Origin of the sequence: Luteimonas sp. TWI662 (assembly GCF_039673825.1) — a bacterium.
GTDB lineage: Bacteria > Pseudomonadota > Gammaproteobacteria > Xanthomonadales > Xanthomonadaceae > Luteimonas.
In genome coordinates this window covers 98563-116626 of sequence record NZ_JBDJMI010000013.1, presented here as the reverse complement: position 1 = coordinate 116626, position 18064 = coordinate 98563, and the positions used below count along the sequence as shown (strand labels likewise).

The 18064-nt window shown below is 67.0% G+C and carries 13 protein-coding genes and 1 pseudogene; 10 read left to right on the top strand and 4 right to left on the bottom strand.

Going from position 1 to position 18064, the window contains the following annotated elements; genetic code table 11:
• Positions 1-143: 143 nt before the first annotated feature.
• Both sucD and sucC read right to left on the bottom strand, forming a co-directional pair.
• On the bottom strand, positions 144-1016 hold the full coding sequence (gene sucD / locus ABE488_RS10845; protein WP_241945328.1) for a succinate--CoA ligase subunit alpha: 873 nt from the start codon (positions 1014-1016) through the stop codon (positions 144-146).
• 25 nt (positions 1017-1041) lie between these two features.
• On the bottom strand, positions 1042-2205 hold the full coding sequence (gene sucC, locus ABE488_RS10840; RefSeq protein ID WP_337244111.1) for an ADP-forming succinate--CoA ligase subunit beta: 1164 nt from the start codon (positions 2203-2205) through the stop codon (positions 1042-1044).
• A gap of 193 nt (positions 2206-2398) precedes the next feature.
• Here sucC and ABE488_RS10835 point away from each other — a divergent pair, with 193 nt between their 5' ends.
• From ABE488_RS10835 to coaE, 10 genes and pseudogenes are all read left to right on the top strand, one after another.
• Entirely contained in the window at positions 2399-3973 is a 1575-nt protein-coding gene (locus ABE488_RS10835) for an ATP-binding protein (protein ID WP_346448329.1), read from the top strand.
• Positions 3974-4151: 178 nt separating this feature from the next.
• Positions 4152-5546 carry a sigma-54 dependent transcriptional regulator gene (locus ABE488_RS10830; protein ID WP_346448327.1) on the top strand — a complete coding sequence of 465 codons (1395 nt, stop codon included), beginning with the start codon at positions 4152-4154 and terminating at the stop codon, positions 5544-5546.
• Positions 5547-5987: 441 nt separating this feature from the next.
• Positions 5988-6077 (top strand): annotated as a pseudogene (locus ABE488_RS10825) (prepilin-type N-terminal cleavage/methylation domain-containing protein); the annotation flags it as partial.
• Positions 6078-6478: 401 nt separating this feature from the next.
• On the top strand, positions 6479-6877 hold the full coding sequence (locus ABE488_RS10820) for a hypothetical protein (protein WP_346448326.1): 399 nt from the start codon (positions 6479-6481) through the stop codon (positions 6875-6877).
• A 478-nt stretch (positions 6878-7355) separates the two neighbouring features.
• Entirely contained in the window at positions 7356-7685 is a 330-nt protein-coding gene (locus tag ABE488_RS10815; RefSeq protein WP_346448336.1) for a YegP family protein, read from the top strand.
• 463 nt (positions 7686-8148) lie between these two features.
• A complete protein-coding gene (locus ABE488_RS10810; protein WP_346448324.1) occupies positions 8149-8526 on the top strand; it encodes a hypothetical protein in 378 nt (125 codons plus the stop codon).
• Between the two features lie 186 nt (positions 8527-8712).
• Positions 8713-10437 (top strand): type IV-A pilus assembly ATPase PilB, encoded by a 1725-nt coding sequence (pilB, locus tag ABE488_RS10805; protein WP_346445223.1) that lies wholly within the window; start codon positions 8713-8715, stop codon positions 10435-10437.
• Between the two features lie 223 nt (positions 10438-10660).
• Positions 10661-11821 carry a type II secretion system F family protein gene (locus ABE488_RS10800; RefSeq protein WP_346445254.1) on the top strand — a complete coding sequence of 387 codons (1161 nt, stop codon included), beginning with the start codon at positions 10661-10663 and terminating at the stop codon, positions 11819-11821.
• Positions 11822-11824: 3 nt separating this feature from the next.
• Entirely contained in the window at positions 11825-12688 is an 864-nt protein-coding gene (locus ABE488_RS10795) for an A24 family peptidase (RefSeq protein ID WP_346445224.1), read from the top strand.
• A 12-nt stretch (positions 12689-12700) separates the two neighbouring features.
• A complete protein-coding gene (coaE, locus tag ABE488_RS10790) occupies positions 12701-13333 on the top strand; it encodes a dephospho-CoA kinase (protein ID WP_346448323.1) in 633 nt (210 codons plus the stop codon).
• Between the two features lie 399 nt (positions 13334-13732).
• Here coaE and ABE488_RS10785 read toward each other — a convergent pair whose 3' ends face one another.
• Positions 13733-14683 carry a Nudix family hydrolase gene (locus tag ABE488_RS10785; protein ID WP_346448321.1) on the bottom strand — a complete coding sequence of 317 codons (951 nt, stop codon included), beginning with the start codon at positions 14681-14683 and terminating at the stop codon, positions 13733-13735.
• 268 nt (positions 14684-14951) lie between these two features.
• Entirely contained in the window at positions 14952-17708 is a 2757-nt protein-coding gene (secA, locus tag ABE488_RS10780) for a preprotein translocase subunit SecA (RefSeq protein ID WP_346445227.1), read from the bottom strand.
• Between the last annotated feature and the right edge of the window lie 356 nt (positions 17709-18064).

Here is an 18064-nt window from a genome sequence, read left to right as displayed (position 1 = left end):
ATAAACCCGGTTTATTCTTTAACTTTACCCTTTTATAATTTCAACCTCCACCCCGGTTTTGGACCCCGGTTTTGGCGCGGCGAGACCAAGAAAAAGGCCGCCCGAAGGCGGCCTTTTCGCAAAGCGCCGGTGAGCCGGATCGCTTACTTGACCAGCTCGGCGATCGCCGCGCCCAGGTCGCCCGGCGAACGGACGGTCTTCACGCCGGCCGCTTCCATCGCCTTGAACTTGCCTTCGGCCGTGCCCGAGCCACCCGACGCAATCGCGCCGGCATGGCCCATGCGCTTGCCCGGAGGGGCCGAGGCGCCGGCGATGAAGCCCACGACCGGCTTCTTGACGTGCGCCTTGATGTACTCGGCGCCCGCTTCCTCGGCGTCGCCGCCGATCTCGCCGACCATGATGATGCCCTCGGTCTGCGGGTCCTCGTTGAACAGCTTCAGGCAGTCGACGAAGTTCAGCCCGTTGATCGGATCGCCGCCGATGCCAATGACCGTCGACTGGCCCAGGCCCGCCGCGGTGGTCTGCTTGACGGCTTCATAGGTCAGCGTGCCCGAGCGCGAGACGATGCCGATCTTGCCCGGCTGGTGGATGTGGCCCGGCATAATGCCGATCTTGCACTCGCCCGGGGTGATCACGCCGGGGCAGTTCGGACCGACCAGGGTGACATCGGGGTGCGACTTGAGCACGTTCTTCACGCGCAGCATATCGAGCACCGGAATGCCCTCGGTGATGCAGACGATGACCTTGATGCCGGCCGCTGCGGCCTCGAGGATCGCGTCGGCCGCGAACGGCGGCGGCACGTAGATCACCGACGCATCGGCGCCGGTGGCTTCGACCGCTTCGCGCACGGTGTTGAACACCGGCAGGTTGATGTGGGTGGTGCCGCCCTTGCCGGGGGTCACGCCGCCGACGACCTGGGTGCCGTACTCGACCATCTGGGTCGCATGGAAGGTGCCCTGCTGGCCGGTGAAGCCCTGCACGATGACCTTCGTATTCTTGTTGATCAAAACAGACATTGAATGAGTTCCTGGTCGCGTGGGGTCAGGCGGCAACGGCCGCGACGGCCTTCTTGGCGCCGTCGTTGATGTCGTCGGCCGGGGTGATGGCCAGGCCGGATTCGGCCAGCAGCTTCTTGCCCGCTTCCACGTTGGTGCCTTCCAGACGGACCACGACCGGCACCTTGACGTCCACTTCCTTGACCGCGGCGATGATGCCCTCGGCGATCATGTCGCAGCGCACGATGCCGCCGAAGATGTTGACGAAGATCGCCTTGACCTTGTCCGAAGACAGGATGAGCTTGAACGCCTCGGTCACGCGCTCCTTGGTTGCGCCGCCGCCGACGTCGAGGAAGTTGGCCGGCGAACCGCCGTTGAGCGCGATCACGTCCATCGTCGCCATCGCCAGGCCTGCGCCGTTGACCATGCAGCCGATGTTGCCGTCCATCGTCACGTAGTTGAGGTCGTACTCGCTGGCGCGCACCTCGGCCTCGTCTTCCTGGGTCGTGTCGCGCATCGCGGCCAGATCCTTGTGGCGGAAGGTCGCGTTGTCGTCGCTGTTGACCTTGCCGTCGAGCGCGTACAGGTCGCCGCTGTCGAGGATCGCCAGCGGGTTGAGCTCGACCAGCGCCAGATCCTTCTCGTTGAACAGCCGGTACAGGCCGCCCATGATCTTGGCCAGCTGGTTGGCCTGCTTGGCGTTTAGGCCGATCTTGAAGCCGATGTCGCGGCCCTGGTAGGCCTGGAAGCCCTCGACGAAGCCGACATTGAGGGTCTCGATCTTCTCGGGGGTCTCGGCAGCGACCTGCTCGATATCCACGCCGCCCTCGCTGGAGACGATGTAGGTGATCGACTGCGTGCCGCGGTCGACCAGGACCGACAGATACAGCTCCTTGGCGATCTCGCCAGCCTCGGTCACCAGCACCAGGTTCACCGGCAGCGCGACGCCCGCCGACTGGTAGGTCGCCATGTTCGTGCCGAGCATCTTCTCGGCCGCGGCCTTCACATCGTCGTGGGTCTTGCAGAACTTCACGCCACCGGCCTTGCCGCGGCCACCGGCGTGGATCTGGGCCTTGACCATCCAGGGGCCATCGCCCAGGGACTTGGCTGCTTCGACTGCTTCGTCGGCGGTGGACGCAACGCGCCCGGCCGGCACGGGGATGCCGTAATCGGCAAACAACTGCTTCGCCTGGTATTCGTGGAAGTTCATGTGGGGTCCGTACGGGAAGGAAATGTCGCCGACCGCCAGCGGGCGCGCAGAGCGCGACGGGCCGACGGGGTCCGCCATTCTCGCGCATGCGCGCCCGGCGGGCAAAACCGGGGGTCGGCCGGGCCCGCGGCGCCTGCCTATACTGGCGCCGGACCGTCCCCTTGGAGCCCCCGTGCCGCTGGCCGCCCCCGCGATGTCCCGGTCGCTGATGCAGCGCGAACTGGCACTTTTCTCGCTCTATCGGGTGCTCGAGGCCGCGCTGCTGGCGCTGGTCGTGTTCAGCCCCTGGGGCGAGGCGCTGGGCGGCGTGGAGATCGCCGCGATCGCGGTGCCGGTGAGCCTGGGCTACCTGGTCGCCTCGGTCGGCCTGCTGATCCACGCCCGCGCGCCCCATCCGGCCTACGCCGCCCATGCGACGGTCGGCATCGGCGTCGACATCCTGGTCGCGGCGCTGACCAGCCATGCCGTGCCCGATGTCGCCCCCGGCGTGGCAATGCTGCTGCTGTTCAACGTCGCCGCGGCCTCGCTGTTCGTGCGCCTGCGCACCGGCCTGCTGATCTGCATGGCGGCGGCCGCCTCGCTCCTGATCGGACCGCTCGCCGGCCTGATGAGCGCACACGCGCCGACACGCCCGGTTGCCGAGCCACTGATGTTCGCGCTCGGCCTGTTCGCCGCCGCCTCGCTGACCCGCATGCTCGGCGCGCAGATCCGCGAGAGCCAGGCGCTGGCCGACCACCACGAGGCCGAGGCGCAGAGCCTGGCCGAGATCAACGAACTGATCATCCGCCGCATGCAGACCGGGGTCCTGCTCGTCGACGGCGCCGGCCACGTGCGCCGCGCCAACGAAGCCGCGCTCGCCCTGCTCGATGCCGACGGCGACCCGCACGGCCGCCCGTTGTCGCGCCTGTCGCCGCCGCTGGCGCTGCGCCTGGCCAGTTGGCTGCGCAGCGGCAGCAGCGACGACGCCCCACTCGCCTTGCGCGAACATGTCGATGTCATGCCACGGTTCGTGCGCCTGCTCGCCGATGGCGACAACACGCTCGTGTTCCTCGACGACACCTCGCTGGTCACCCGCCGCGCCGAATCGCTGACCCTGGCCACCATGGGACGGTTCTCGGCCAGCCTCGCCCACGAGATCCGCAACCCGCTGGCGGCGATCAGCTACGCGACGCAGCTGCTCGAAGAATCGGACGCCATCCAGGACGGCGATCGCCGCCTGCTGCAGATCGTCCACCAGCAATGCGTGCGCACCAACGGCATCGTCGAGAGCGTGCTCGGCCTGGCGCGTCGCGAGCGCGCACGGCCCGAACCTGTCGAACTGGTCGCCGCCGTCCACGCCTTCGTGCAGGACTACCGGCTGCTCATCACCGACGACAACGCCACCCTGGACGCGGACTGCGACACCGCCTGCGTGCGCGCGGTGGTCGACCCGCGCCACCTACACCAGGTACTCACCGCGCTGGTCAACAACGCCGTGCGCTACGGCCGTCAGCCCGGCGAACCGGCGCGCATCACCCTGCGCGTCGAAGATGGCGAACGCCCCTGCATCAGCGTGCGCGACCACGGCCCCGGCATCGAGGACACCGCGCTGGCGCAGCTGTTCCGCCCCTTCTTCACCACCTCCGAAAGCGGCACCGGCCTGGGGCTCTACATCGCCCACGAACTGTGTCGCGCCAACGAAGCACGGCTCGACTATGCCCCCGCACCGGGCGGCGGCGCCTGCTTCCGGATCGCACTGTCGGCGCGGCGCGGCGCGCTGCGCGGCTGAACCGCAGCCGGCCCGGCGCGCGGGCCCGAACCACCATGAAAACGCACGAGTCCTCACGAAAACAAGGCGTCCTGCCGCGTTCGGTGTGACCGGCGTCACCAGTGTGACCCTCGTCACTATTGGCAAAAGCTGTCACTATGGGTCACCCCGCAAAAGCCAAGCGCCCAGCCAGATTTCGATGAGCGAGCACCGCAGCGCCCTGATCGTCGACGACGAACACGACATCCGCGAACTGCTGGTCCTCACGCTGGGCCGCATGGGCCTGCGTACTGATACCGCACCCAACCTCGCGGCCGCCCGCGAACTGTTGGCCGCCGGCCGCTACGACCTGTGCCTGACCGACATGCGCCTGCCCGACGGCTCCGGTCTGGACCTGGTCGGCGAGATCAACACACGCTTTCCCGGCACCCCGGTCGCAGTGATCACCGCCTACGGCAATGTCGAGGCCGCGGTCGATGCGCTGAAGGCCGGTGCGTTCGATTTCGTCAGCAAGCCGGTCGACATCAACGTGCTGCGCGGCCTGGTGCGCCAGGCGCTGGAGCTGGGCGAGCGCGGCCGCCACAGCGACGACGCGACCGGCGGCCGCCTGCTCGGCAAGTCCGAGGCGATGGTCACGCTGCGCAATACGCTGGCCAAGGTCGCGCGCAGCCAGGCACCGGTGTGCATCAACGGCGAATCGGGCACCGGCAAGGAACTCGTCGCGCGCATGCTGCATGCCCAAAGCGCGCGCGCCGGCGGTCCCTTCGTACCGGTCAACTGCGGCGCGATTCCCACCGAGCTGATGGAAAGCGAGTTCTTCGGGCATCGCAAGGGCAGCTTCACTGGCGCGCACAGCGACAAGCCCGGCCTGTTCCAGGCGGCCGAGGGCGGCACGCTGTTCCTCGACGAAGTCGCCGAACTGCCGCTGCCGATGCAGGTCAAGCTGTTGCGCGCGATCCAGGAAAAATCGGTGCGCCCGGTCGGCGCTTCGGCCGAAGTGCAGGTCGACGTGCGCATCCTCTCGGCCACCCACAAGGACCTGGCGACCCTGGTCGATGAAGGCCGCTTCCGCCACGACCTCTACTACCGCATCAACGTCATCGGCCTGACCGTGCCGCCGCTGCGCGAGCGCGCCGGTGACCTGCCCCTGTTGTCGGATGCCATCCTGCGCCGGCTCGCCCAAGCCATGCGCCGCCCGGCACCAGCGCTTGCGCCGGACGCGATCGCCGCCCTCGAGGCACATGCCTTTCCCGGCAATATCCGCGAACTGGAAAACATCCTCGAGCGCGCGCTGGCGATGGCCGACGGCGACCGCATCACCGCTGCCGATCTGCACCTGCCGACCGCCCAACCCGGCATGGCCGGCAACAGCGCCGCGGCCCAAACCGCCGTCCGCCTGCCGCCCGACCCGCGCACGCTCAGCCCCTACGAGACCGCCGGCACTGCCCTGCCCTCCTACATCGAGGACATCGAACGCGCCGCGATCCAGCAAGCGCTGCAGGAAAACCGCTACAACAAGACCAAGACCGCCGCCGTGCTCGGCATTACCTTCCGCGCCCTGCGCTACAAGCTCAAGAAGCTAGGCATCGACTGAAAACCGGGGTCAGAGTGCAATTTCCCTGAAGTTGCACTCTGACGCCGAGAGCTGACGCCGACGCCTGATGCAGTCGACGGTGTCGCCTACTGAATTTCTGCATCGCAAAGTCTGGCTCAAGTTCAGCGATGCGCCGTCGATATCTTTCCCGTCCTCTTCAAGGTCAGGGCTGTTCAACCCGATCTGCGACGGGCATCACGCGAACCAACTGCCATCGCCTGACGTGACGCGTCACAAGGCGACCCAATCTGGCAGCCTCGGGGCAGAACGCTCACGGTTGTTCACCAAAAACGCGCCCGGAACGCGCGTGCCAATGCATTCGCGCGATTGGCACGACCCATGCGACATCCCTGATGCACGTGCATGTCGCACGGCTGCCCACGGATCGGCACCCGCCGCTTTCCAGGCACGTGAATCCATCCACCCTTGGGGAGTTGCTCCATGAAGACGCAGAAAGGTTTCACCCTGATCGAACTGATGATCGTCGTCGCGATCATTGCCATCCTGGCCGCGATCGCGCTGCCGGCGTACAACAACTATCGAATCAAGGCCGCTGAGAACGCCTGCCTTGGCGAAGCAAAGGCGTTCACAAATTCATACGTTGCTGCCGTTCAAGGCGGCTTCACTGCCGACGTGCCCGTTTACGCCGGCGGCGCATGCAGCGCAACCACTACCCCGGCAATCGCAACTACGCTGGTCACAGCAACTGGCACTGCCGCTGAAGTGACGTTTGACTCCAACGACCCCGGGGTCAAGAACCCGGTCTGCAACTTCAACACCGCCACTTGCCGATTGCCGTAACTCCTGCCATATCGGCAATTCCTAAGATTGTCGTTACGTTATTGAAGCCCCGCCTATGCGGGGCTTCTTTTTGGAAGATGACCCGTCCTGAATTGGGTTGACGCCTTTTCCACTTGGAAAAGGAATGTTCAATGAAATCAAAGATTAGGCGCAGCCAGCGGGACTACTCGCTGGCCTTCAAATTGTCGGTGGCCGACCAGATCGAGCGCGGAGAACTGACCTTCAAGCAGGCCCAAGCGCGCTATGGGATCCAAGGGCGCAGCACGGTGCTGTCCTGGCTTCGCCGTCACGGCCCGCAAGACTGGTCGGGCGGGGCATCATCTCCTCCCATGAAGACTGGCCCAAGAGCCGGAACAGCCAAACCGCTGACGCCCGAACAACAGATCAAGGCCCTGCAGGTCCAGTTGCGGGAGGCGAACGAGAAGGCGCAGCTCTTCGAGGCGATCGTGGATGTCCTTAAAGAGGATTACGGGGTGCGTGTCGTAAAAAGCCTTCCTGCAAGTCCTCACGCAAGGCGCCTCAAAGGCTAAGCGTGGCAAGGGATTGCCGCGATTTTCGGCATCAGTCGCCAGGCGTTTTACCAAGCTGAGCGTCGTCATCAGCGACGACAAACCGGCGATGCCAAGATACTGGCCCTGGTAGACGGCTGCCGTGCACGCCAGCCGCGGCCGGGGACGCACAAACTTCATCACCTGATCCACCGTAGTTGCAGACTGCGGGATTTGCCATTGGGCGTTACCCCGTCTGCTTGATGAGATTCGCCAAGCACACCTGCTGATGCCGGCGCGTCGGCCATATCACAAGATCCCCCATAGCCATCATCGCCTCCGGCGACGCCTGCGTAATCACCGCTGACTCGACAAAGCTCGGATCGCCAACCACCAACTCTAAGCTGAATAAACAGATCAGATTTTCCCGACATTAGATTGCGGGATCTTCTGAACTTAAAGTGTGCGCCCCCACGCAATACTCGCTCGCCGGGCTGATCCGGCGCAGATGGAGATCATCATGGCGGGACGCTATGTGCTGTCGCAATCCGGAGACCAGTACCACTTCGTCCTCAAAGCATCGAACGGCGAGCCCATTCTCAGCAGCGAGCGTTACGCAACCAAGGCGAACGCGCTCGGCGGTATCACGTCAGTCCGCAACAACTCACCTATCGATGCCCGCTACGAGAAGCGGACTGCGGCCAACGGTCAATTCTATTTCGTTCTGAAAGCATCGAATGGCGAACCCATCGGCACCAGTGAGACCTATACCTCGTCCGCAGGACGGGATGCGGGGATCGCATCGGTCAAGGCGCATGGTCCCGACGCCACGCTCACCGACAACACCTGAGACCGCACCGAGGAAGGCGGGCTGCACCACGATGTGTTCAGTACAGCCCCTGCGACCGTCGGACCCGATGGGTGAGCCTTAGACCTCGGTCCAGCGCATGCGGTCACCCATGCGCTGGGCCTGATCCACCACATCCAGCCCACACGCTAAGCGACAGCAAATCCACCCCACCCTACGAGCGCATGTTCGAATCACCCGGACGCCGTCCGGCGCCCGGTCGCAGCAACCGACAGGGCGACTGAGATGAAACGGCTGACCTGGCTTGATTTGATCGTCATCGTGATGATGGCGCACCGTCATGCACCCGTAGCCCCTTCTGCACTCCGGGGTCCTGCGTGCGGATGATGGCGGTCTTCGCACCGTTCTCTCAACGCCTCGCAGCATCGAGCATTGACTTACCGCATCGGAACGCTCGGTATGCTGTCCGTCGATCTTGAGAGCCGATGCGCTGGAGCCGCCACCGATGAGATCTTTCTGGCTCGCCCTGTCGATCGCCGCGATCGCCGGCCTTGCGCTCTGGCGTGCTGTGTCGCTGTCGTCGGGCGGTATCGAGCCGTGGGATGCGGCCCGCTACTGGACCCTCGCCTGTCCTGCGGCGCTGCTGTTGTCGCTGGCACTCGGCATCGCGTTCCCGGTGCGTGGGTGGGTCTGGGGCGCGGTCGTCATGCTCGCGCAGCTGCCCGTGGTCATCGCGGTGTCGGGCATCGGCCCGCTTCTGGCAGCTGGCGTGGTGTACACCGTCCTGCTCGCGCTGCCGGCGATGCTGGCATCCGCAATCGGCGGTTGGTGGCGGCGCCGACTACTCGGAAACACCGACCGGTCGTTGCGCGATCAGCGCTAGCCACCGCCAGACCGGGGGTCTGTGTGCATTTTCGCCAGGCTAATTTCCACTCTGACCCCGGTTCCGGCGGCGAAGCCTCATTCATACGCATCGGCATTGCCGATCGCCGAGGGGCTTGTTGGGCCGCGATGCGCCGTCGCGACGCCGGTTGCAGTAGAGTGCCCGCGTCCACCGCAGAGCGATCAGATGAGCGTCCAATCCGGCCCCAATCTCGTCGGCATCACCGGCATCGCCCGCCGCTTGGTCATGGACGGTGCCCTGGACGAGGCCGCGGCGCGCGAGGCGCTGGACAAGGCGACCGCGGCGCGACGCAATGTCGCAGGCTACCTGCGCGAACACAAGCTGGTCAGCGCTGCGCAGATGGCGGCGGCGTTGTCGGTGGAGTTCGGCATGCCGCTGTTCGACCCGGCGGCGATGGCACCGCAGGCGAGCGCGGTCAAGCTGGTCAGCGAAGAGCTGCTCAATAAGCATGCGGTGCTGCCGCTGTTCCAGCGCGGGCCGCGGCTGTTCGTGGGCACCGCCGATCCGACCAACACCCTGGCGCTGGACGACATCAAGTTCCAGACCAACCTCACGGTCGAACCGATCCTGATCGATGAGGACAGCATCCGCCGCACCTTGGAGTTGTGGCTGTCGAGTTCGGATTCGCTGGCCGGCGCGCTGGACGATGCCGAAGGCCTCGAAAGCCTGGACGTGGGCAACGACGAGGACGGCGGCCGGATCGAGAACGTCGTCGACGGCAAGGACGATGCGCCGATCGTGCGCTTCGTCAACAAGGTGCTGGTCGACGCAATCAAGCGCGGCGCTTCGGATATCCATTTCGAACCCTACGAGACCGACTACCGCGTGCGGCTGCGCGTCGACGGCATGCTCAAGCTGGCGGCCAAGGTGCCGGTCAAGCTCAACCAGCGCATCGCCGCGCGCCTGAAGGTCATGGCGCAGCTCGACATCGCCGAGAAGCGGGCGCCGCAGGACGGACGCATCAAGTTGAACTTGTCCAAGACGCGACAGATCGATTTCCGCGTGAGCACACTGCCGACGCTGTTCGGCGAGAAAGTGGTGCTGCGCATTCTCGATGCCAGCGCCGCAAAGCTGGGCATCGACAAGCTGGGCTACGAGCCGGACCAGCAGAAGCTGTTCCTCGACGCGATCCACAAGCCCTACGGCATGGTGCTGGTCACCGGTCCGACAGGCTCGGGCAAGACGGTCTCGCTGTATACGGCGCTGGGCATCCTCAACGACGAGACCCGCAACATCTCCACGGTCGAGGACCCGGTCGAGATCCGCTTGCCGGGCGTGAACCAGGTGCAGCAGAACGAGCGCCGGGGCATGACGTTCGCCGCGGCGCTGCGCGCGTTCCTGCGTCAGGACCCCGACGTGATCATGGTCGGCGAGATCCGCGATCTGGAAACGGCGGAAATCGGCATCAAGGCCGCGCAGACCGGCCACATGGTGCTCTCGACGCTGCACACCAACGATGCGCCGCAGACGATCGCGCGCCTGATGAACATGGGCATCGCGCCCTACAACATCGTCAGTTCGGTCACGCTGGTGATCGCCCAGCGGCTGGCACGGCGGCTGTGCCCGCGTTGCAAGCAGCGCGTCGTGCTGCCCGACCATGCACTGCTCACCGAGGGCTTCACCGAGGAGCAGGTCCGCGCCGGCGTGGAGATCTACGAACCGGTCGGCTGCGACGAATGCACCAACGGCTACCGCGGACGCGTGGGCGTGTACCAGGTGATGCCGATGAGCGAGCAGATCCAGACCATCGTGCTGCAGGGCGGCAACGCGATGCAGATCGCGGAGGCTGCGCAGCGCGCCGGGGTCAAGGACCTGCGCCAGTCGGCGCTGGAGAAGGCCCGCCAGGGCCTGACCAGCCTGGCCGAGATCAACCGCGTCACCAAGGACTGATCCCCCCGCCGGAGCCCCGCGGCGTCGAGCGCCGGGGGCCGGTTTTCGCTACCATGCGGCCATCCGTCCGGCGAGGGACACGCCGACCCCTGGGGAACGTTCCATGTCGACCTCACGTACCGCGGCCCGCAAGACTGTCCGCGCTTCGAACGCGACGCCGGCACAGGCCGGGGCGACGCTGCGCCTGTTCGCCTGGGAAGGCACGGACCGGCGCGGCGTCAAGATGAAGGGCGAGCAGCAATCCAAGAGCGCGAACCTGCTGCGCGCCGAGCTGCGTCGCCAGGGTATCCAGCCGACGCTGGTGCAGCCCAAGCGCCAGCCGCTGTTCGGCGGTGCCGGCAAGTCGATCTCTGCACGCGACATCGCGATCTTCAGCCGGCAGACCGCCACGATGATGAAGTCGGGCGTACCGGTGGTGCAGGCGCTGGAGATCATCGGCAACGGCCAGAAGAACCCACGCATGAAGCAGATGGTCGACGGCATCCGCGTCGACATCGAGGGCGGCGCGTCGATCTTCGAGGCGCTGAGCAAGTATCCGGTGCAGTTCGACGAGCTCTACCGCAACCTGGTGCGCGCAGGCGAGTCGGCCGGCGCGCTGGAAACCGTGCTCGACACGATCGCCTCGTACAAGGAGAGCATCGAGTCGATCAAGGGCAAGATCAAGAAGGCGCTGTTCTATCCGGTCGCGATCATCGGGGTGGCGATCCTGGTCTGCGCGATCCTGATGGTGTTCGTCGTCCCGACCTTCCGCGAGACCTTCGAAAGCTTCGGCACCGACTTGCCTGCGTTCACCGAACTGGTGTTCGGCATCTCGGCGATCATGGTGAAGTGGTGGTGGCTGATCGCGATCGTCGTGTTCGCGTCCGCATTCGGCTTCATGTTCGCGTTCAAGCGCTCCCCGGCGCTGCAGCACGGGGTGGATCGCACGCTGCTGCGCCTGCCGGTGGTCGGCCGGGTGCTGCACAACTCGTCGATCGCGCGCTTTGCGCGCACGCTGGGCGTGACCTTCAAGGCCGGCGTGCCCCTGGTCGAGGCGCTGGACTCTGTGTCCGGCGCGACCGGCAGTTCGGTCTACGAGCACGCGGTGCTGCGCATGCGCGACGACGTGGCCGTGGGCTACCAGCTCAACATGGCGATGCGGCAGACCGCATTGTTCCCGCACATGGTGGTGCAGATGACCGCGATCGGCGAGGAGGCGGGGGCGCTGGACACGATGCTGTTCAAGGTGGCCGAGTTCTACGAAGAAGAGGTCAACAACGCTGTCGATGCGATCTCGAGCCTGATCGAACCGTTCGTGATGGTCATCATCGGCACCCTGGTCGGCGCGATCGTGATCGCGATGTACCTGCCGATCTTCAAGCTCGCAATGGCGGCGACCGGCTGACCCATGGCGTTTCTCGATCACAACCCGGCCCTGGGCTATCCCCTCGCCGCCGGCCTCGGCCTGCTGGTGGGCAGCTTTCTCAACGTGGTGATCCTGCGGCTGCCGCGACGCCTGGAATGGCAGTGGAAGCGCGACAGCCGCGAGATTCTCGGCGAACCCGACCTCTACGACCCGCCGCCACCGGGGATCGTCGTCGAACGCTCCCACTGCCCGCATTGCGGGCACCAGTTGTCGTGGTACGAGAACATCCCGGTGGTCAGCTGGCTGGCGCTGCGCGGGCGCTGCCGCAGCTGCAAGGCGCCGATCTCGGTCCAGTACCCGGCGATCGAGCTGCTGACGATGCTGCTGTTCGCGGCCTGCGTGTGGCGGTTCGGCTTCGGCTGGCAAGGCTTCGGCGCGCTGGTGCTGACCGGCTTCCTGGTCGCGTTGTCGGGCATCGATGCGCGCACGCAACTGCTGCCCGACTCGTTGACGTTGCCGTTGATGTGGCTGGGACTCATCGCCAGCCTCGACAACCTGTACATGCCGGCCAAGCCCGCGCTGCTGGGGGCGGTGGTCGGCTACGCCAGCCTCTGGTCGGTGTGGTGGCTGTTCAAGCAGGCCACCGGCAAGGAGGGCATGGGCCACGGCGACTTCAAGCTGCTGGCCGCCCTCGGCGCTTGGTGTGGCTTGGCTGGACTGCTGCCGATCATCCTGCTGTCGGCGGTGACCGGGGCGATCGTCGGCTCGATCATCCTTGCGGTCCGCGGACGCGACCGGGCCACGCCGATTCCGTTCGGGCCGTACCTGGCCGTTGCCGGCTGGGTGACCTTCATGTGGGGCCAGGACCTGACCGCGTTCTACCTGCGCGTGTCCGGCCTGCAGTAGCGCAGCGCCGAGATGGTCGCGCTGGTCATCGGTCTCACCGGCGGCATCGCCTCGGGCAAGTCCGCGGCCACGGCGGCGTTCGAAGCGCGCGGCATCGTCGTCGCCGACGCCGACGTCGCGGCGCACGCGGCCGTCGCCCGCGGAAGCGAAGGCCTGGCCGAAGTGGTGGCGGCCTTCGGCACCAACGCCCTGGCCGCTGACGGCAGCCTCGATCGCGCCGCGATGCGGCGACGGATCTTCGCCGACCCCGACGCCCGCGCGCGCCTGGAGGCGATCCTCCATCCGCGCATCCGCCTTGCCCTGCGCGCCACCTGCGACGCCGCGACAGGGCCATACGCCGTCGCCGCGATCCCGCTGCTGGCCGAGGGTGGGCGCGTCCACTATCCCTGGCTCCACCGCGTGCTGGTGATCGACGTGCCGGTGGCGGTCCAACTGGCCCGCCTGCTCCGCCGCGACGGCATCGACGAGGCCTTGGCCCAGGAAATGATCGCCACCCAGGCCACCCGCGACGACCGCCTGGCCATCGCCGACGACATCATCGTCAACGACGGCAGCCTGGCCGAACTGGACACGCGCATCGGCGACCTCGACACCCGCTATCGCGCACTCGCCGCGGCGCGTGCGGAGGGATTGGCGGCAGACTGATCGGCGCTCGGTCGTGCTTGGCGCTGTGAGGGTCGCCGCGACCCACCTGCCCCCACCCGGCGCCGAGGGCGCCGGCCACCCCCCCCCCCCGGGGAGGCGACTCCAGTACACAGCACACAACCAAACTTCACCTGCGCGGATACTGCTTTGCACCTTCCCCCGCCCGCGGGGCATTGCGCCCTTCACGGGCGGAAGGTTGGGATGGGGGCGCTTTCGGCGACAAGCCCCGCCCCCCCCACCCGGCGCCCAAGGGCGCCGGCCTCCCCCGCACGCAGGGGAGGCGAATCCAGCACACAACGCGCGGCCAAACTTCACCCGCGCGAATACTGCTTTGCGCCTTCCCCCGCCCGCGGGGCATTGCGCCCTTCACGGGCGGAAGGTTGGGATGGGGGCCGCTTCTCACGCGATGCCTGGCCAGAGGCTGCGGATCGCGGCGATGCCTTGGGCGCCGTGGCGCCGGGCGGTCTCGATGTCGGAGGGGGTCATTCCGCCGATGGCGTAGATCGGCAGCGCACTGTGTTCGCGCAGGCTGGCGAAGGCCGGCCAGCCGATGCCGGGCTGGCCGGGATGGCTGGCGGTCTCCGACACCGGGCCCAGCACGACGAAGTCGCAGGCCAGGCGCGCGGCATGGGCGAGATCGTCGGCGTCGTGGCAGGAGGCTGCGAGCGGCAGACCGGCGGCGAGCGGCCGTTGCGCATGTTCGCGCAGCGCGGCGGCCTTTAGATGCAGACCGACGCCCGCGGCCTGCGCCAAGGCCGGCGCGCCATTGAACAACAGTTCCGCGCCGCGGCGGCGGCAGCGCGCGGCAGCCTCGGCGAGCAAACTCGCCTGCCGGTCCGGGGCGATGCCGGGCAGGCGCAGTTGCACGCGGCCGATGCCGCTGCGCAGGGCGTCGTCCAGGCTGCGTAACCAGGCGGCGTCATCGTCGCCCGGCGGTGGGGTGACGAGGTAGTGATCGGGGGCCTGCAGGGCGGCCACCACAGGCAGGTCGGCAGGCGGCATCGAGTAGCGGCTGAGCTTGTCGGGCGCGACCCAGGTCAAGGCCTGACCTTCGCGCCCCTTGGGGCTGCCGTGCCACTGGGCCACGTGGCGGACGTCGAGCCGCAACCGCTTGCTGGGATAGCGCTGGGGCACCACCATCAGCGGCGCGCCGACGACGACCTGGATGCCCAGCTCCTCGTCGAGCTCGCGCGCCAGCGCCGCTTCCGGCGTCTCGCCCGGCTCGCATTTGCCGCCGGGAAACTCCCACAAGCCCGGCATGTCACGGCCCGGCGTGCGCCGGGACAGCAAGATGCGGCCGCGCTTGTCGGTGATGATCCCAGCAACGACTTCGACGACGCGCTCGCTCATGCCTGGCGGATTCGGCGGACAAGGGGTCGAGATTAGGCAGGCGACGGCGGCTTGCCAAGCGGTCGGGACGACCGGTACGGCCGGCAGCGCGTCAGCTGCGACGCCCACAAAGGCCGCCGGCACGCAGGCGGATGAGGCCACGCCGCGATCGACCGGCCACCATGCGCATCAGCCGGGGCATCGCCCGCCGCTGCGAGGCGCCGATCGCCGGACGTCACGTCCCGCCTGGACGTTGCGCATCGGCCCCGCGATGGCGGGGCCTGACGGATCAGCTCAGCTGACCGTGGCAGTGCTTGTACTTCTTGCCGCTGCCGCAGGGGCAGGGATCGTTGCGGCCGACCTTGGCGCCGTCGCGGACGATCTGCGCCTGCGGCCCGGCAGCGGCGGCCTGGGCGGCCCGCACGTCCTCGGCTTCCTCGTCGGCACCGTAGCCACCGGCGTCGGCGTGCTGGAACTGAGCCTGGTTGAGCTTGGCCTCGACCTGGCGACGCTCCTCTTCCTCGAGCGCAGCGATCTCGTCCTCGCTGCGCACACGCACGCGTGCGAGCATGGTCACGACTTCGTGCTTGACCTTGTCGAGCATTTCGGAGAACAACTCGAACGCCTCGCGCTTGTACTCCTGCTTGGGCTGCTTCTGCGCGTAGCCGCGCAGGTGGATGCCCTGCCGCAGGTAGTCCATGCGGGCCAGGTGCTCCTTCCAGCCCTGGTCGAGCACGTTGAGCATGATGTGCTTTTCGAGCATGCGCATCGTCTCGCCGCCCAGCTGCGTCTCCTTGTCCGCGAACAGCGCATCGACCGACTGCTGCACGTGTTCGGCGATCTGCTCGGCGTCGAGCTCGTCGCGCGCCTTGGCCATCGACACCAGTTCCAGGCGCAGGCCGAACTCACGCTCGATCTCGGCCTCCAGGCCCGGCAGGTCCCACTGCTCGTCGATCGACTGCGGCGGCACATAGCGGCCGACGATGCCGGCAACGACGTCGGCGCGGATGCCGTCGACGTTCTCTTTGACGCTTTCGGCGTCCAGCAGTTCGTCGCGCTGGCCGTAGATGACCTTGCGCTGGTCGTTGTTGACGTCGTCGAAGTCGAGCAGGTTCTTGCGGATGTCGAAGTTGTGCGCCTCGACCTTGCGCTGCGCGTTGGCGATCTGGCGGGTCACCAACGGGCTTTCGATGATGTCGTCTTCCTGCAGCCCCATGCGCGCCATGACCTTCTGCACCCAGTCGGCGGCGAAGATGCGCATCAGGTTGTCTTCGAGCGACAGGTAGAAGCGCGAGGACCCCGGGTCGCCCTGGCGACCGGAGCGGCCGCGCAGCTGGTTGTCGATACGCCGCGATTCGTGGCGCTCGGTGCCGATGATGTGCAGGCCGCCGGCAGCGACGACGGCGTCGTGGCGCTGCTGCCACTCCGCGCGCAGGCGCGCCTTGGTGGCGTCGTCGACCGGCACGCCGGACTCGGCCTCGAGCAGCGCGAGCTCGGTCTCGAGCGAGCCACCGAGCACGATGTCGGTACCGCGGCCGGCCATGTTGGTGGCGATGGTCACCGCGCCCGGGCGGCCGGCCTGGGCGACGATCTGCGCTTCGCGCTCGTGCTGCTTGGCGTTGAGCACTTCATGCGCGATGCCTTCCTTGCGCAGGTGCTCGCTGAGCAGTTCGGAGACCTCGATCGAGGTCGTACCGACCAGCACGGGCTGTCCGCGTTCGTGCGAGGCCTGGATCTCGCGCGCAACGGCGCGGTACTTGCCGGCGCGGTTGAGGAACACGGCATCCGGCGCATCCTTGCGAATCATCGGGCGATGGGTCGGGATCACCACGACCTCCAGGCCGTAGATGCTCTCGAACTCGAAGGCTTCGGTGTCGGCCGTACCGGTCATGCCCGAGAGCTTGCCGTACATGCGGAACAGGTTCTGGAAGGTGATGCTGGCCAGCGTCTGGTTCTCGCGCTGGACCGGCACCCCTTCCTTCGCTTCGACCGCCTGGTGCAGGCCATCCGACCAGCGGCGGCCCGGCAGGGTACGGCCGGTGAATTCGTCGACGATAACGACTTCGCCGTCGCGGACGATGTAGTGGTCGTCGCGCTGGTAGATCGCGTGCGCGCGCAACCCGGCGTTGAGGTGATGCACGACGTGGATGTTCTGCGGCGCGTAGAGGCTTTCGTCCTCGCCGAGGATGCCCGCGCCGCGCAGCAGCGCTTCGGCGTGTTCCTGGCCTTCCTCCGAGAGGTGGACCTGCTTGGCCTTCTCATCGACCCAGAAGTCGCCTTCGCCGTCCTCGGCTTCCTGCCGGACCAGCGACGGAACGATCCGGTTGACCTTGATGTAGAGCTCGGGGGAATCGTCGGCCGGGCCGGAGATGATGAGCGGCGTGCGTGCCTCGTCGATCAGGATCGAGTCGACCTCGTCGATGATCGCGTAATTGAGCGCGCGCTGGTAACGGTCGGCCTTCGACAGCGCCATGTTGTCGCGCAGGTAGTCGAAGCCGAACTCGTTGTTGGTGCCGTAGGTGATGTCGGCGCGGTAGGCCTCGCGCTTGGCCTCGCCGTGCGGCATGCCCGGCCAGATGACGCCGACCGACAGGCCCAGCCAGTTGTAGAGCTTGCCCATCTGTGCCGCGTCGCGGCGAGCCAGGTAGTCGTTGACGGTGACGACGTGGACGCCCTTGCCCTCGAGCGCATTGAGATACGTCGGCAGCGTGCCGACCAGGGTCTTGCCCTCGCCGGTGCGCATTTCGGCGATCTTGCCCATGTGCAGCACCATGCCGCCGATCAGCTGGACGTCGTAGGGGCGCATGCCCAGCACGCGCTTGCTGGCCTCGCGACAGACCGCGAAGGCTTCGGGCAGCAACTTGTCGAGCGTCTCGCCGTCGGCGATGCGCTGCTTGAACTCCGGGGTCTTGGCCTGCAGGGCCTCGTCGGACAGCGCCTCCATCTGCGGCTCGAGCGCGTTGATCTTGACGACGACCTTCTCGAGCTGTTTGACGAAGCGGTCGTTGCGACTGCCGAAGACACTGGTGAGCAAGCGATTGAGCATTGGAGTACCGAAGTCTGGAATCGGAGCGCGGGACCGAGGCGGATTCCCCAGAAGCCGCAAACAGAAAAGGGCGCTAGGCGCCCTTTGATGGCAACGCGCATTGTAGCTCGGGGCGAGGAGGCGCGTTTGCAAGCCACTGGCTTGCGCGCCGACGAGCGCCGAAGCGGCTGTGCCGCGCATTTGCCCTCCCCCGCGTGCGGGGGCGAGTTGCGCAACCAGACCTACCGGCACGGCCATCTGACCGCCCTCCCCCGCACGCGGGGGAGGGTTGGGTGGGGGCGGCGTCAGGTCGATGCGGCGTCCTTCAGCCCGCCCCGTCCAAGCCCGTGCCCCCACCCGACGCCTACGGCGTCGAC